Annotated in this window: 13 protein-coding genes; 6 read left to right on the forward strand and 7 right to left on the reverse strand. The window is 72.7% G+C overall.

All coding sequences use genetic code 11. The features are described from left to right. Positions 1-62: 62 nt before the first annotated feature. Complete coding sequence (locus AC07BF_RS13145; RefSeq protein WP_478333366.1) at positions 63-2,243, reverse strand: MMPL family transporter; 2,181 nt, start codon at positions 2,241-2,243, stop codon at positions 63-65. A 155-nt stretch (positions 2,244-2,398) separates the two neighbouring features. Between AC07BF_RS13145 and AC07BF_RS13150 the strand changes: the two genes are divergently transcribed. Continuing rightward, on the forward strand, positions 2,399-3,022 hold the full coding sequence (locus AC07BF_RS13150) for a TetR/AcrR family transcriptional regulator (RefSeq protein WP_363621351.1): 624 nt from the start codon (positions 2,399-2,401) through the stop codon (positions 3,020-3,022). A 28-nt stretch (positions 3,023-3,050) separates the two neighbouring features. Here AC07BF_RS13150 and AC07BF_RS13155 read toward each other — a convergent pair whose 3' ends face one another. Then, positions 3,051-4,076, reverse strand: coding sequence for a LysR substrate-binding domain-containing protein (locus tag AC07BF_RS13155; protein WP_363585453.1), 1,026 nt, complete (start codon positions 4,074-4,076; stop codon positions 3,051-3,053). Between the two features lie 117 nt (positions 4,077-4,193). Between AC07BF_RS13155 and AC07BF_RS13160 the strand changes: the two genes are divergently transcribed. Both AC07BF_RS13160 and AC07BF_RS13165 read left to right on the forward strand, forming a co-directional pair. Then, the gene (locus tag AC07BF_RS13160) at positions 4,194-4,745 is read left to right on the forward strand and encodes a peroxiredoxin (RefSeq protein ID WP_063347991.1); all 552 of its coding nucleotides are present in this window, start codon (positions 4,194-4,196) and stop codon (positions 4,743-4,745) included. A gap of 3 nt (positions 4,746-4,748) precedes the next feature. After that, on the forward strand, positions 4,749-5,291 hold the full coding sequence (locus tag AC07BF_RS13165) for an alkyl hydroperoxide reductase (protein WP_363629586.1): 543 nt from the start codon (positions 4,749-4,751) through the stop codon (positions 5,289-5,291). A gap of 75 nt (positions 5,292-5,366) precedes the next feature. On the opposite strand, the gene AC07BF_RS13170 is transcribed toward AC07BF_RS13165, so the two are convergent. The 4 genes from AC07BF_RS13170 to AC07BF_RS13185 form a co-directional block, all read right to left on the reverse strand. Beyond that, complete coding sequence (locus AC07BF_RS13170; RefSeq protein ID WP_363585454.1) at positions 5,367-6,758, reverse strand: AI-2E family transporter; 1,392 nt, start codon at positions 6,756-6,758, stop codon at positions 5,367-5,369. A gap of 473 nt (positions 6,759-7,231) precedes the next feature. Next, positions 7,232-7,972, reverse strand: a complete 741-nt coding sequence (locus tag AC07BF_RS13175; RefSeq protein ID WP_400809806.1) for an aggregation-promoting factor C-terminal-like domain-containing protein — start codon at positions 7,970-7,972, stop codon at positions 7,232-7,234. A gap of 451 nt (positions 7,973-8,423) precedes the next feature. Next, complete coding sequence (locus AC07BF_RS13180; protein WP_063347994.1) at positions 8,424-9,758, reverse strand: PhoH family protein; 1,335 nt, start codon at positions 9,756-9,758, stop codon at positions 8,424-8,426. 206 nt (positions 9,759-9,964) lie between these two features. Continuing rightward, entirely contained in the window at positions 9,965-10,759 is a 795-nt protein-coding gene (locus AC07BF_RS13185) for an isoprenyl transferase (RefSeq protein ID WP_208869076.1), read from the reverse strand. Between the two features lie 443 nt (positions 10,760-11,202). Between AC07BF_RS13185 and AC07BF_RS13190 the strand changes: the two genes are divergently transcribed. After that, entirely contained in the window at positions 11,203-12,816 is a 1,614-nt protein-coding gene (locus tag AC07BF_RS13190; RefSeq protein ID WP_478333367.1) for a chitinase, read from the forward strand. Between the two features lie 205 nt (positions 12,817-13,021). Here the strand turns inward: AC07BF_RS13190 and AC07BF_RS13195 are convergent, their stop codons facing one another. After that, the gene (locus tag AC07BF_RS13195; protein ID WP_363585480.1) at positions 13,022-13,732 is read right to left on the reverse strand and encodes a prepilin peptidase; all 711 of its coding nucleotides are present in this window, start codon (positions 13,730-13,732) and stop codon (positions 13,022-13,024) included. A gap of 99 nt (positions 13,733-13,831) precedes the next feature. Between AC07BF_RS13195 and AC07BF_RS13200 the strand changes: the two genes are divergently transcribed. Together AC07BF_RS13200 and AC07BF_RS13205 are read left to right on the forward strand one after the other, a co-directional pair. Further along, complete coding sequence (locus AC07BF_RS13200) at positions 13,832-14,548, forward strand: hypothetical protein (RefSeq protein ID WP_400989219.1); 717 nt, start codon at positions 13,832-13,834, stop codon at positions 14,546-14,548. A gap of 100 nt (positions 14,549-14,648) precedes the next feature. Continuing rightward, positions 14,649-15,863, forward strand: a complete 1,215-nt coding sequence (locus AC07BF_RS13205; protein WP_350879977.1) for a pyridoxal phosphate-dependent aminotransferase — start codon at positions 14,649-14,651, stop codon at positions 15,861-15,863. The last annotated feature ends 155 nt before the right edge of the window (positions 15,864-16,018 follow it).

A 16,018-nucleotide genomic window follows, 5' to 3' on the forward strand; every position in this document is an offset into this window, starting at 1 on the left:
CAGCGGCTGCCGCGGCGCGCGGGCGCCCGACGGGAGCGGCCCGCCGAGCGCCCGGGAGCGGTTCAGACCCCGGCCGGCTCCTTCACCGGATGCTGCTCCAGCCGCGCGATCAGCTGCTCGCCCTCCATGTCGACCCGCGGCACGACCTTCTCCAGCCTCTTCGGGAACCACCAGGCGGCCTTGCCGAACAGCGCCATCGCGGCCGGCACCAGCGCCATCCGCACCACGAAGGCGTCCACCAGCACGCCCACCGCGAGGGCGAAGCCGATCGGCTGCACGATCGGGTCGTGGCCGAAGACGAACGAGCCGAACACCGACACCATGATCAGCGCCGCCGCCGTGACCACCCGGGCGCCGCCGCGCACCCCGGCCACCACGGCGTCCCGCGGCGCCTTCCCGTGGACGTACTGCTCCTTCATCCCGGAGACCAGGAACAGCTCGTAGTCCATCGCCAGCCCGAACAGCACGCCGATCAGCAGGATCGGCACGAAGCTCACCACCGGCCCGACCTTCGGCACGTCGATCAGGCCGTCCAGCCAGCCCCACTGGTAGACCGCGACCACCGCGCCGAGCGAGGCGGTGATGCTGAGCAGGAAGCCGGCCACCGCCTTGAGCGGGACGAGCACCGAGCGGAACGCCAGCGCCAGCAGCACCACCGCGATGCCGACGATCACCGCGAGGAACGGCGGCAGTGCCTGGCCGAGCTTGGTGGAGACGTCGATGTTGGCGGCGGTGGTACCGGTGACGGCGATGTCCGCGCCGGTCGAGGTCTTGAGCGGCGCGCGCTGGTCGCGGATCTCGTTGACCAGTGTCCTGGTGCCGGCGTCGTCCGGTCCGGTCTGCGGGATGACGGTGAGCAGGGCGGTGCGCCCGGCCTGGTCGACTGCCGGGGGCAGCAGTGTCCGCACGCCCGGCAGGGTCTGCAGCCTGGCCGCCACCCCCTGCACCGCCTGCTCCGGCTGCGGCACGCCCTCGGCGTCCACGACGACCACCAGTGGCGCGTTGAAGCCCGGCCCGAAGCTCTCGCCGACCAGGTCGTAGGCCTTGCGCGCATCGGTGCCGGCGGCCTGCGAGCCGCCGCCCGGCAGGCCGAGCCGGAGGCTCGCGGCGGGCACCGCGAGCAGGCCCAGTCCGGCCAGTCCGACGAGCAGCACGGCCAGCGGGCGGCGGACCACGAACCGGCCCCAGCGCTCGCCCAGGGTGGTCCGGCTGCCGGTGCGCAGCGCCCGCTTCCAGACCGGCAGCCGGTCGATGGCGCGGCCGGCGAAGCCGAGCAGTGCGGGCAGCAGCGTGATCGCGACCAGGACGGCCACCACGACGGCGCCGGAGGCGGCCAGGCCCATCACGGTCAGGAAGGGGACGCCGGCGACGGCGAGCCCGGCGAGCGCCACGACCACGGTGAGGCCGGCGAAGACGACGGCGCTGCCGGCGGTGGCGGTGGCGCGGGCGGCGGCCTCGTCCGGCTCCAGGCCCTCGTCCAGGTGGCGGCGGTGCCGGGAGAGGATGAACAGCGCGTAGTCGATGCCGACGGCGAGACCGACCATCAGGGCCAGCACCGGCGCGGTGGTGATGATCTCGAACGAGCCGGACAGCGCCATGATCGCGGCCATCGCCACACCGACCCCGACCATCGCGGTCAGCAGCGGCAGCCCGGCGGCGACCAACGAGCCGAGGGTGATCACCAGGACCACCCCGGCGACGGCCAGACCGATCGCCTCGCCGCCGTCGACCTGCGCCATCCGGTTGTACGCGTCACCGCCGAAGGCGACGTCCAGCCCGGCCGCGCGGGCCGGTTCGGCGGCGGCCTTGACGGCCTCGCGCTGCTGGTCGGTGACGTCGGCGAGCTTGTGGTCGAAGGAGACCAGGGCGATCGCGACCCGGCCGTCCGGTGAGACGGCGTGGGTGGCGTACGGGTCGGGCACGGCGGCCACGCCGGGGACGGCGGTGATCCGGGCGACCGCCTCGCTGACCGCCCTGCCCGCCTCGGGCGTGGTGGCGCCGCCGGGCGCGGGGGCCGCGAAGACGACCTGGGCGGAGCCGTGGCCCTGCTCCGGGAAGGTGTCCTTGATCCGGTCCAGGGTGGTCTGCGCCTCGGTGCCCGGCACCTTGAACTCGTCGCTGGTCTTGCCGGCGAAGGCACCCGCGGCCCCGCCGATCGCGATCAGCACCGCGATCCAGACCGCCAGCACCGCCCGCCGTCTCCGGAAGCAGTAGCGGCCCAGTCGGTAGAGGTGCGTGGCCATGGGTGACCCCTCGGTCAGGTCGTCGGGCAGGCAGGTGCCTGAACAGGTCGCGGTCCACCGTACGCGCAATATTGTCAGGCGACAAAGTTGGTCGACAGAATCAAGTGACGGAATCATTCGACGCAGTTATCCGACCATGGCGATACCCTGGCTGGATGGCTCATGTCCCCGCCTCCGAACGCCGACCGCAACTGGTCCAGGCCGCCCTCGACCTGATGACCCGGGAGGGGGTCGCCGCCGGCAGCACCCGGGCGATCGCGGCCGAGCTGGGCGTGGCGCAGGCGACGGTGCACTACACCTTCGGCACCAAGAAGGACCTCTACCGGGCCGTCGTCGAGCAGCTGACCGCCGAGTTCATCGGCCACGTCCGCGCCGCCTACCCGGGCGACGGCTCCTTCGGCGAACAGGTCGCCACGCTGGTCCACGCGCTCTGGGAGAGCTCGACCGGCACGGACGGGCGCTGCGCGCTGCTGGGCGAGTTCGCGGCGCTGGCGATGCGCGACCCGGACCTACAGGAGATCATGCGGGCGCTCCAGCACGGGATCGAACGCACCGCGGCGGAGATGCTCACGACCCTCGCCGAGGCGCACGGCCTCGAACTGGCCATGCCCGCCGAGGAGATCGCCGTCCACTTCCTCACCGGCTTCGACGGTCTCACCGACCGCTACCTGGCCCTGCGCGCGCCCGGCGAGCAGCCCGACCACGGCACCCTGCGGGCCCTGGACCTGCTGGTGGCCACCACGGTCGGGCTCTGCCTCGGCGCCCCGGCGAAGCCGTGAGGCCGTGAGGCCGTAGGACCGCAGGCCGCTAGGAGGCGATCCGGACCGGGAGTTCGGCCAGCACCTCGCGCAGCGCGGCCGCGAAGCGCTCGTACTCGGTGCTGCGGGCCGAGCCCGGGCGGGTGGCCAGCCCGATCCGGCGGCCGGGGGCCGGGGCGGCGAAGCGGACGGCGGCCAGCCGGTCGGTGCGGCCGGCCTCGACGTCCAGCGCGGTGGCGGGCAGCAGCGTCACCCCGAGGCCGCCGGCGACCAGTTGGACCAGGGTGGACAGGCCGGCCGCGCGGGTGGTGGAGCCCCCGGGATCGGCACCGACCTCACGGCAGATGTCGAGGGCCTGGTCGCGCAGGCAGTGGCCCTCCTCCAGCAGCAGCACGTCCAGGTCGAGCAGCACGTCGCGCGGGACGTCGATGCGCCCGGCGAGCGGGTGCTCGGGCGGGGTGACCAGGACGAAGTCCTCGTCGAACAGGGGGATGTCGCGGGTCGGTGAGGTACCGCCGGCCGGGAGCGCGAGCAGCAGGACGTCCAGCCGCCCGGCGGCCAGCCCCTCCAGCAGCGCGGGGGTGCGCTCCTCGTGGACGTGCAGTTCCAGCTCCGGGAAGCGGTCGCGGACCAGCCGCAGCACGGTGGGCAGCAGGTAGGGCGCGACGGTCGGGATGACGCCGAGGTGCAGCGGCCCGGTGAACGGGCGGCGGGCGGCCTCGACCTCCTCGGTGAGGGCTTGCAGCGAGGCGAGCACCCGGCGTGCGTGCTCACGCACGCGCTCACCCAGTGGGGTGATAATCACCCTGCGCGTCGTACGCTCGACCAGCTGCGCGCCCAGCGACTCCTCCAGTGCCGCGACCGCCCCGGACAGGGCCGGCTGGCTGGTCCCGGTGGCGGCGGCGGCCTCCCGGAAGTGCCGGTGCTCGGCGACCGCGAGGAAGGCCTTGAGCTGGGCGACGGTCGGCGCCCGGGGGCTGCGGACTGTGGCGCTCGCCACAGCGGCCTCGGGTTTGGCGGCGGCGACCCTGCGGGGGCGGGGCCGCGACGTGGGCGGTTCGGTACTGATAGCCATCTCCGATCAGACACATCAAGTGTAGCTATTTCCCTGATCAGTCCACGATGTGGAAACGTAGGGCGTGTCCGGAATCCGGACAAAACTCCCCTCAGTCTCACTTCAGGAGAAGCGAACGTGCTCACGATCGGTGACAAGTTCCCCGAGTTCGAACTCAACGCCTGCGTCGACCTGGACGCCGCGAACGCCTTCGCCGAGATCAACCACAAGTCCTACGAGGGCAAGTGGAAGATCGTCTTCTTCTGGCCGATGGACTTCACCTTCGTCTGCCCGACCGAGATCGCCGCGTTCGGCAAGCTGAACGACGAGTTCGCGGACCGCGACGCCCAGATCCTCGGCGTCTCCGGCGACTCCGAGTTCGTGCACCACGCCTGGCGCAAGGACCACAAGGACCTGCGCGACCTGCCCTTCCCGATGCTGGCCGACGTCAAGCACGACCTGATGCGCGCCTGCGGCGTCGAGGGCGCCGACGGCACCGCCCAGCGCGCGGTGTTCATCGTCGACCCCAACAACGAGATCCAGTTCGTCATGGTGACCGCCGGCTCCGTCGGCCGTAACCCCAAGGAGGTCCTGCGGGTGCTGGACGCCCTGCAGACCGACGAGCTGTGCCCGTGCAACTGGACCAAGGGCGAGGACACCCTCGACGCCCAGGCCCTGCTGGCGGGCTGACCCATGGCCCTCGACGACCTGAAGGCCGCCCTCCCGGACTACGCCAAGGACCTCAAGCTCAACCTGGGCTCGGTCATCGGCAACTCCGACCTCCCCGCCCAGCAGCTCTGGGGCACCGTGCTGTCCTGCGCGATGGCCACCCGCAGCGCCGCCCTGCTGCGTGAGCTGGAGCCCGAGGCCAAGGCCAACCTCTCCCCGGAGGCGTACACCGCCGCCAAGGGCGCGGCCGCGATCATGGGGATGAACAACGTCTACTACCGGACGCTGCACCTGCTCTCCGACAAGGAGTACAGCACGATGCGGGCCGGTCTGCGGATGAACATCATCGGCACCCCGGGCGTCGAGAAGGTCGACTTCGAGCTCTGGTGCTTCGCCGTCTCGGCCATCAACGGCTGCGGCCAGTGCCTCGACTCGCACGAGGCCGTGCTGCGCAAGGCCGGCGTCGAGCGCGAGGTCGTCCAGGCCTCGATGAAGATCGCCGCCGTCCTCCAGGCCGTGGCGGGCGTCCTCGACTCCGAGGCCGCCCTCGCCGCCGCCGGCGCCTGACGGACCCCGCACCAACGCCGACGGGCCCTCCCGGACACCACGTCCGGGAGGGCCCGTCGGCGTTGCGCTTCGGCCTCAGCCGTCCCCGGCCGGGGCGGCGGAGGTCCGGCCCGCGGCCTCGCGGGCGGCCTCCATGGCGGTGAAGACGGCCTGGCCGGCCTCGTTGCGGCGGCGCAGGTGGGTGATCACGGTGTTGGTGACGGCGATCAGCGGGACGGCCACCACCGCACCGCCGATGCCGCCGATGATGCCGCCGGCCGCGACGCCGAGGACGACGCCCAGCGGGTGCACCCGGACGGCCCGGCCGAGGATCAGCGGCTGCAGGATGTGGCTCTCGATCTGCATCACCGCGACCAGCACGATCAGCACCATCAGCGCCGTCCACGGCCCCTCGGTGACCAGGGCGATCAGCATCGCGACCGTGCCGGTGACGAGTGCGCCGACCAGCGGGACGAAGGCGCCCAGGAAGATGATCACGGCCAACGGCATCGCCATCGGCACGCCCAGCAGGTCGATGCCGATGCCGATGCAGACCGCGTCGATGAAGGCCACGCAGACGGTGCCGCGCACGTACGCGGTGAGCGTCGCCCACGCCTTCGGGCCGGCTCCGGCCATGGCGAAGCGGGAGTGCCGGGGCAGTCCGCGCAACGCCCAGTTCCAGATCCGCGCGCCGTCGTAGAGGAAGAAGAAGGTGGTGAAGAAGGCCAGCGCCACGGCGGTCAGCACCTCGACGGCGATCTGCGCGCCGGTCAGGCTGGCCGAGGTGATCTGGTCGGTGTTGGTGGTGATCGCCTTGCCGATCTGGTCGGCGTAGTCGTTGATCTGCTGCTGGGTCAGGTGCAGCGGCCCGGTGCTCAGCCAGTCCCGCAGTTGGTCGACGCCGTCCTTCACCTTGCTGGTGACCGTCGACAGGTTGGTGGACACCTGCCAGACCACGAACCAGCCGACCAGCCCGATTCCGGCCAGACCGCTCAGGAACACCCCGCCCGCCGCCAGCGAGCGCGGCACCCCGTGCCGGCGCAGCCAGGAGACCGTCGGCTCCAGCAGCGCGGAGATCAGCAGCGAGGCCAGCACCGCGAAGGCGACCAGCCGCAGCATGTCGACGATGTAGAAGACGACGTAGAGCGCGCCGCCGAGCAGCAGCAGCCGCCAGGTCGACTCGGCGGCCACCCGCAGCCCCCAGGGCACGGCCTCGGCCGGGGTGGCCGGCCGGCCGGGGTGGTACTCCCGCGCCAGGCCGGGCGGTGCGGCCGGCGCGGGGGCCGCCGGGGCGGCGGCCGGCACCGCGGCGGGTTCGACCCGCGGGGCCGGCACCGGATCGGGCGCCTCGGCCAGTGCGGGGACGGCGAGCTCGTGCGGGTCGGCCGCCATCGCGGCACGCCGGCGCCGTTCGATCACGGCGGCCGCGCTCGCCACCACGGCCATGCCCTTGGCCACGGCCTTGAAGGCCTTTCCGCCCCGCGCCATCCTCGCTACCACCGCTCCCCTGCTGAGCCGCCGTGCCCGGCGGTACGCCGTGGGTCCCGCCACGGCCGTCAGGGATGACGCTACCCGGCGGCGGCCCGGCGAGTCCGGCCCCCGCCGGGTTCGGCTCGAACAACCTCGCCATCAAACCGGGGCAAACCGTCAGGTTTCAGATGGTTTCGGACCGGGATCGCTGGGGAGGAGTCGAAACGAGGCCCCCGGGGAGAGCGAGGCCTCGGACCACGGACCAACTGCCGGCGGACCGGCCGGTGCGGGAAGCGACCAGGACCCCTTCCCGCGCCCCGCGTCCGCACCGGGTCCGCACCGCCCGCAGGCGCACTGGTCAGCGCAGCCCGGGCGGCGCGGCCCGATCCGGCTCCCGGTGGGCGGGAACGCGACGGCCCCCGGTCGCTCGTCGGGCGGGACGAGCGGCCGGGGGCCGTACGGGAGAGTCCACCGCCGGGCGGTGGCGGCTCCTAGTACCAGTTGTGGGACTGCCAGAACGACCAGGCGCCACAGGGGCTGCCGTAGCGGCTGTTCATGTAGCCCAGACCCCACTTGATCTGGGTGGCCGGGTTGGTGCGCCAGTCGGCACCGGCCGAGGCCATCTTGGTGCCGGGCAGCGCCTGGACCAGGCCGTACGCGCCGGAACTCCGGTTGGTCGCGGTGTAGTCCCAGCCGCTCTCGCGCTTCACGATCTGGCTGAAGCACTGGAACTGGGCGTCGTCACCGACGACCTGCCGGGCGATGTCCTGGACGGATCCGGGGCTGGCCGAGACCGGCGGGGCGCTGTTGTCGGTGGCGGCCATCGCCGAACGCGCCTTGGAACGATTGGCAGCGGCCTCGTCGGCCTTGCGCTTGTCCTCGGCGGCCTTGGCAGCCTTGTCCGCGTCGGCCTTGGCCTGGGCATCGGCCTTCGCCTGGGCGTCCGCGGCGGCCTTCTGGCGCGCGGCCTCCTCGGCGGCCTTCTGCTCGGCGGCGGCCTTGGCCGCGGCGTCGGCGGAGGCCTGCTGGGCGGATGCCTGCTGGCCGATGTTGTCACTGATGGTCTGCGCCTGGGCGCCAGAGGGGACTTCGGCAAGCAGGGTCGCGCCCGCGACGTCGACCGTCTGCGTCGTCTTGCCCTCGCTGCCCGAGGCCACACCCACGACGGCACCGACAGCGGTGACGGCGGTGGCGGAGGCCACAGCGACTCCCCGGACCGAGATCCGAGTCACATGGATTCCTTCCAGCATCGCCCACGCGTGACCGTGCGGGCGCAACATGCCCCTTGGCACTGACCTCCGCAGGTGCTCTGGTCACGGGAGGTGCTGGCCCGGCGTCCGGCCGAGGTGAGGCGACCGGGCGTTGGAATCGGGCGGCGTACGGCTCATCGGTCTTCAATTGTGCGTCCACCGACCGGAGTTGGTGGACCATCCGGGCCCGGACTCGTGGAGTCCGGAAGCCCTGCCACGCCGTACGCGGGGCCTGACAGAACCCTCACCATGCCGCACCGGACGCTGTCGACGCAATTCCCGTTCGCGTGGCGCACGTCACATTCACCGCACGGGAGTTCCCCGGGCGGAAAGCACTCGATGTGATGAAAGGGGTGAGGGCCCGCCCCGTCAGGAGCGGGCCCCGCACCAAGAGTTGACCGTATTGTCCGACTATGTCCTGGTCAGGGACGAATCACGGGTGGATGTCCTCCAGCATCTCCGTGACCAGCGCCGCGATCGGCGAACGCTCCGAGCGGGTGAGCGTGATGTGCGCGAAGAGCGGATGCCCCTTCAGCTTCTCCACCACCGCCACCACGCCGTCGTACCGGCCCACCCGGAGGTTGTCGCGCTGCGCCACGTCGTGGGTGAGCACCACCCGCGAACCCTGGCCGATCCGGGACAGCACCGTCAGCAGGACGTTCCGCTCCAGCGACTGGGCCTCGTCCACGATCACGAAGGCGTCGTGCAGCGAGCGGCCCCGGATGTGGGTCAGCGGCAGCACCTCCAGCATCCCCCGGGAGATCACCTCCTCGATCACGTCCGGGGTGGTGACGGCGGAGAGGGTGTCGAAGACCGCCTGCGCCCAGGGGCTCATCTTCTCCGTCTCGGAGCCCGGCAGGTAGCCGAGCTCCTGCCCGCCGACCGCGTACAGCGGCCGGAAGACCATCACCTTGCGGTGCTGCCCCCGCTCCAGCACCGCCTCCAGCCCCGCGCACAGCGCCAACGCGGACTTGCCGGTGCCCGCCCGGCCGCCCATCGAGACGATGCCGACGTCCGGATCGAGCAGCAGGTCGAGTGCCACCCGCTGCTCGGCGCTGCGCCCGCGCAGTCCGAACGCCTCGCGCTCGCCGCGCACCAGCCGGACCCGGCCGTCGCCGGTCACCCGGCCGAGCGCCCGGCCGCGCTCCGAGGTGAGCACCAGCCCGGTGTGCACGGGCAGCTCGTCCGCCCCCTCGACGTCCACCGCGGCGTCGTGGCCGGCCGCGAACAGCGCGTCCACCTGCTCCGCCGGGACGTGCAGCTCGGACATCCCCGTCCAGCCGGAGGTGATGGCGAGCTCGGCCCGGTACTCCTCGGCGAGCAGGCCCACCGAGCTGGCCTTGATCCGCAGCGGCAGGTCCTTGGAGACGACCGTGACGTCGTACCCCTCGGCCTGGAGGTTGCGGGCGACCGCGAGGATCCGCGAGTCCGCCTCGCCGCCGCCGACCCGGTAGCCGGCCGGCAGTATCGACAGGTCGGAGTGGTTGAGCTCGACCCTGATGGTGCCGCCGAGCTCGCCGACCGGGATCGGCTCGTCGAGCCGGCCGTGGCGGATGCGGTAGTCGTCGAGCAGTCGCAGCGCCTGGCGGGCGAAGTAGCCCAGCTCCGGGTGGTGCCGCTTGGCCTCCAGCTCGGTGACGACCACCACCGGCAGGACGACCTCATGCTCCTCGAAGCGGGTCATGGCGAGCGGGTCCGCCAGGAGCACGCTGGTGTCGAGAACGTACGTGCGCCGGTCTGGCGTCCGGCGGCTCTTGGAACTGACCACTAGGCCTCCAGAGCGGATGACCCTGCGTCATCCGCGGCAAGCCGGCCCCCGCTGCCCCGGTGGCCTCGGGACCGGACTGCCTGGAGTATTCCCAGGCGAGGGGCGGTGCATTCGCGCCCCTGGCGAACTGACGGATCATTGCCGGTGAACGTTTGGCCTCACGAGGGCTCCGGGTAGGCCAGCCCTACGGCGGTCACTTCACCCGTTCAGAGGCCCAGTCGCCGGTTGCGCTGCTCGAACGCCCGCAGCGCCCGCAGGAAGTCGACCTTGCGGAAGGCCGGCCAGTACGCCTCGCAGAAGTAGAACTCGCTGTGCGCGCTCTGCCAGAGCAGGAAACCGGACAGGCGCTGCTCGCCCGAGGTACGGATGATCAGGTCCGGGTCGGGCTGGTTGCGGGTGTAGAGGTGCTCGGCGATGTGCTCGACGTCGAGGATCTCGGCCAGTTCCTCGATCGAGGTGCCGCGCCCGGCGTGCTCCTGGAGCAGCGAACGGACGGCGTCGGCGATCTCGTGCCGGCCCCCGTAGCCGACCGCGACGTTGACCGTGATGCCGTCGATGTCGGCGGTCTCCTCGGCGGCCCGCTTGAGCACGTCGGCGGTGTGCTGCGGGAGCAGGTCCAGTGCGCCGACCGGGTGGACCTTCCAGCGGCGGGCGGCGGCCAGCCCGGTGACGGCGTCCTCGATGATGCCCAGCAGCGGGACCAGCTCGTCGGCGGGGCGGTCGAGGTTGTCGGTGGAGAGCATCCAGAGGGTGACGACCTTGACGTGGGTCTCGTCGCACCAGCCGAGGAACTCGCTGATCTTGTCGGCGCCGCGCTGGTGGCCGTACACGGTGGTGCCCCCGGCGGCCTTCGCCCAGCGGCGGTTGCCGTCCAGGATCACGCCGATGTGGTGCGGGGTGCGGGCGAGGTGGACCTCGACCCGGCGGCCGTAGAGCCCGTACATCCCGCCCAGCAGGGTACGCAGACCCGGCGTCCGTTCGGCGACATCGCGCAGACCCATGATTCCCGGCCCCTCCGTGCTCGTTCAGCTGGTGCGTCAACGCCCCGGCGCAGCCTACTCCGGCGGGCAGGCACACGGTAAAGCCGCAGGTAGCGGTCTGGTCACGGTCCTGTACGGAGTCCGCCCCGGCGGGCGTGTCGCGGGCCTTGCCCGACGGCTCCGACGGCGGACACGGAACGGTCTCCGAATCCTTAAGGAATCCGTAAGCCGACTGTCCAATGCTTGACGACCGGCAATGGTCTAGTCCAGCTTTTGATCCAAGGCGGAACGAACCCCACGGCCCCGCCCCACCCCCACGCACCACCGTGCACCACCATGCACCGCCGCGGTCGCCCACCCCCAGGTACGACGACCCCACGCACCACGACGGACCTCCCCTCCCCCACACGCGGCCGCCGCGCCCCCCACCGCGGCGGCCGCTCCCTCCCCAGGAGCGTCACCTCATGGCCCGTACGCTGAACCAGCCCGCGCACAAGCGCCGGCGCAGCCCCCTCCCGGCCGTCGCGGCCGGCGCCACCGCCCTCGCCCTGGCCGGCGGCGGCCTGGCCCTCTTCGCCGGCGGCGCCAGCGCGGCCGTCGGCAACCTGGTCACCAACGGCGGCTTCGACAGCGGGCTGGGCGGCTGGAACTGCGCCGGCGCGGCGACCACCGTCTCCTCCCCGGCCCACTCCGGCACCGGCGCGCTGCAGGCCACCCCGGGCGCCGGCGACACCGCCGAGTGCACCCAGACCATCAGCGTGCTGCCCAACACCAGCTACACGCTGAGCGCCTGGGTCCAGGGCCCGTACGTCTACCTCGGTGCGCGCGGCACCGGCGGCACCGACCCGTCCACCTGGTCGAACCAGAACAGCTGGAACCAGCTGTCCTCCACCTTCACCACCGGCGCGAACGCCACCAGCGTCACCGTCTACCTGCACGGCTGGTACGGCCAGAGCGCCTACCTCGCCGACGACGTGAGCCTGATCGGCCCCGGCGGCCCCTCCACCCCGAGCCCGACCGCCACCGCCACCCCGTCACCGACCGCCACGGCCACCGCGACCTCCTCCCCCACCGCGACCGGCACGCCGACGGCCACCGCGACCCCGACCGCCACCGCGACCGCGACCGCGACGCCGACCCCCACGGCCACCGCGACCGCCACCACCCCGCCGGTCACCGGCCTGCCCGCGCACGCGGTCACCGGCTACTGGCAGAACTTCGACAACGGCTCGACCCCGCAGCGCCTCGGCGACGTGCAGAGCGCCTACGACATCATCGCGGTGTCCTTCGCCGACGCCGTGCCCACCCAGACCGGCGCGATCAGCTTCACCCTCGACCCCGGCCTGTCCAAGGCCCTCGGCGGCTACAGCGACGCGCAGTTCCGCGCCGACATCAAGGCCAAGCAGGCGGCCGGCAAGAAGGTCGTCCTCTCCATCGGCGGCCAGAACGGCGCGATCACCGTCGGCGACGCCACCGCCGGCAACAACTTCGCCAACAGCGCCTACGCGATCATCAAGGACTACGGCTTCGACGGCATCGACGTCGACCTGGAGAACGGCGTCCAGGCCGGCCCGCTCGGCAACGCGCTGCACACCCTCCAGGCCAAGGTCGGCCCCGGCTTCATCCTGACCATGGCGCCCGAGACGATCGGGATGTACAGCACCGCCGGCGCCTACTTCCAGCTGGCGCTGAACACCAAGGACATCCTCACCGTCGTCAACACCCAGTTCTACAACTCGGGCGGCATGAACGGCTGCGACGGCAAGGTCTACAACCAGGGCACCATCGACTTCATCACCTCGCAGGTCTGCACCCACATCCAGGGCGGCCTGCGGCCCGACCAGGTCGGCATCGGCGTCCCCGCCTCCGCCAAGGCGGCCGGCGGCGGCTACGTCTCGCCGACCGTGGTGAACAACGCGCTGGACTGCCTGGCCACCGGCAACAACTGCGGCAGCTTCGTCCCGCCGGCCAAGTGGCCGACCATCCGCGGTGCGATGACCTGGTCCACCAACTGGGACGCCAACAACGGCAACGCCTTCTCCAACGCGGTCGGCCCGTTCGTCCACAAGATGCCGTAACCCCCCACCGCCAATCCCCCACCGGCGCGCCGCTCCTTGAGGGTGGGGCCTGCGCGCCGGCGGCGGGGCCCGCCGTACCCGACCCGGTACGGCGGGCCCTCCCGCGTCCGGGCCCGGTAGCGCCAGGTCCGGTCCGGCCCCCGGGCCCAGGCACCACCTGTGGCGTCGCGGTGGCACGGGAAGTCCGGCCTCCCGGGCCCGGGGGCTACCGGGCCAGCACCGCCAGCAGCGCGCCGAGCAGCAGGAACGGTCCGACCGGGACGTCGAGCCCGCGCACCGGGCGCCGGCGGGCCAGCGCGACGGCGGCCCGCAGGATCGCCCAGAGCCCGGCGAGCACCACCGCGGCGAACAACCCGGCGACCGCCACCGGCCAGCCGTACCAGCCGAGCAGCCCGCCCAGGGCGAACCCCAGCGGCGAGTCACCCGGGCCCAACGCGCCGATCCAGACCGCCAGTTCGAGCAGGGCCCCGACCGCGAGGGCCACCAGCAGGCAGCGCAGCAGCACCCCCGGGCGCCCCGCGGCCAGCGCCGCCACCGCCAGCAGGGGGGCCACCCCGCCGACCAGCGGCAGGGTCAGCCGGTACGGCAGCCGGCGCACCCGGGCGTCGACGAAGCCGAGCACCACGCCGAGCCCGGCCGCCCAGCCCAGCGCCGCGGCCGACGGCCCGTCCGCCGCGTACGCCAGCCCGGCGGCGACCACGGCCGCCACCAGCTCCACCGACCAGGCGCCCGCGCCCAACCGCTCCCGGCAGCCCGGACAGCGTCCGGTGGGCGGCAGCAGTCGCACCTCGCGCCCGCACAACGGGCAGGCACCGCACCAGGGTTCGCCCTCCGGCACGGCGAACCTGGCGACCAGCCCGCGCAACAGCGGAGCCACCAGAAATGCGGCCAGCACCGCGCCGACTGCGGCTAGCATCACCGGCGCACCCCCTTTTCGATCAACGCCTGCACGCCCGTGCGGCACCCGGGAACCGGGCGGGGCGCACCGACCACATCATCCAACGGGGGAACGACCATGACGAAGACCCAGTCCATCCGGAGAATCGCGGCCGGCCTGCCGGCGGCGGCGCTCGTCCTGGCGCTGTCGGCCTGCGGGCCGGACAACGCCGACCCGGCGGCCGTCCCGAGCGCCCCGGCCGCGCCGCCCACCGGCGCCGCCGGCGCCTCCACGGCTCCCGGCACCCCGACCGGCTCCGCGGCCTCGACCGCCCCGGCCACCCCGACCACCCCGACCGCCCCGGCCGGACCGCAGCCGTCCGTCACCGCCGGCGGCAACAACGTCACCCAGGTCAGCTACGACCGCCCGCTGCCGCTCGGCAGCGCCGGCCGCTACGTCGGCAAGAGCTCGGTGGTGGACGCCGCCGCGGTCTCGATCGTCAAGGGCACCGCCGCGGAGATCGCCCCGCTCAACCTCCCGTCGACGAGCACCAGCGGCAAGACGCCGTACTACGTCACCGTCTCCTTCACCAACCGCACCGGCGCCCCGCTGGCCGAGGACGCCTACATGATGCGGGTCTGGGTGAAGCCCAAGGACCACTCGGCGGGCGCGCTGCCGGCCGCGACCCTGCAGAAGGCGATCCCGCAGTGCGACACCCGGTCGCTGGTCACGCTCGCGGACGGGCAGTCCGTCAAGCTGTGTGCCGTCTATCTCGTCCCGAACGAGACCCCGCCCAGCTTCCTCACGTACGGGAACATCCTGGACACCGCGCCCCTGGTTTGGAAGGTCGGCTGACACCCCCGCCTCCCGATCCAAGGAGGCCGCTCCGGGCGGTTCGGTGCGCGTCCCGGGACGCGCACCGAAGTGCCCGGAGGTGCCCCTAAAGTAGGCAGGCATGCAGGTCATCCAGTCCAGCAAGCTCGCCAATGTCTGCTACGACATCCGCGGCCCGGTACTCGACGAGGCGATGCGGCTGGAGGAACAGGGCCACCGCATCCTCAAGCTCAACACCGGCAACCCCGCCGTCTTCGGCTTCGAGGCGCCGCCGGAGATCCTCCAGGACATCCTGCGCAACCTCTCGACCGCGCACGGGTACGGCGACTCCAAGGGCCTGCTCGCCGCCCGCCGCGCGGTGGTCATGCACTACGAGGACCGCGGCCTGCACGGGCTGAGCGTCGAGGACGTCTTCCTCGGCAACGGCGTCTCCGAGCTGATCCAGCTGGCCATGACCGCGCTGCTGGACGACGGCGACGAGGTGCTCGTCCCGGCGCCCGACTACCCGCTGTGGACCGCCTCGGTCTCGCTGGCCGGCGGCACCGCGGTGCACTACCGCTGCGACGAGCAGGCCGAGTGGTACCCGGACCTCGCCGACATCGAGGCCAAGGTCACCGACCGGACCCGGGCCATCGTGGTGATCAACCCGAACAACCCGACCGGCGCGGTCTACCCGCGCGAGGTGCTGGAGGGCATCGTCGAGATCGCCCGCCGGCACCGGCTGGTGGTCTACGCGGACGAGATCTACGACAAGATCCTCTACGACGACGCCGAGCACGTCCCGCTGGCCACCCTGGCGCCCGACCTCTTCTGCGTCACCTTCAACGGCCTGTCCAAGGCGTACCGGGTCGCGGGTTTCCGCTCCGGCTGGATGGTGCTCTCCGGCGACCGGCAGCGGGCCCACAGCTATATCGAGGGCCTGGCCGTGCTGGCCTCGATGCGGCTGTGCGCCAACATGCCCGCCCAGCACGCGGTGGCCGCCGCGCTCGGCGGCCGGCAGTCGATCCGCGACCTGGTGCTGCCCGGCGGGCGGCTGCTCGCCTCGCGCGACGCGGCGTACCGGCTGCTCAACGAGATCCCGGGGGTCAGCTGCGTCAAGCCCAAGGGCGCGCTGTACGCGTTCCCGCGGCTGGATCCGAAGGTCTACAAGATCAAGGACGACGCCCAGATGGTGCTGGACCTGCTGCGCTCCCAGCGCATCCTGCTGGTCCAGGGCACCGGCTTCAACTGGCCCGAGCCGGACCACTTCCGGCTGGTCACGCTGCCCCGGGCGGAGGAGATCACCGACGCGGTGACCAGGATCGGCGACTTCCTGAGCGGCTACACCCAGCCGTAGCCCCGGAACGGCCGCACCCAGCCGTGGCCCCCGCGCCCGGCGCCCGACACCCTGACACCCGGCACCCGGCACCCGGCACCCGGCACCCGGCACCCGGGGAAAGCACTACGGCCGGAGTCCCGGCCCGGGCGGTCTCCTTGGTCGGGGAAAGACCG

The organism is Kitasatospora sp. NPDC043950 (assembly GCF_056435345.1).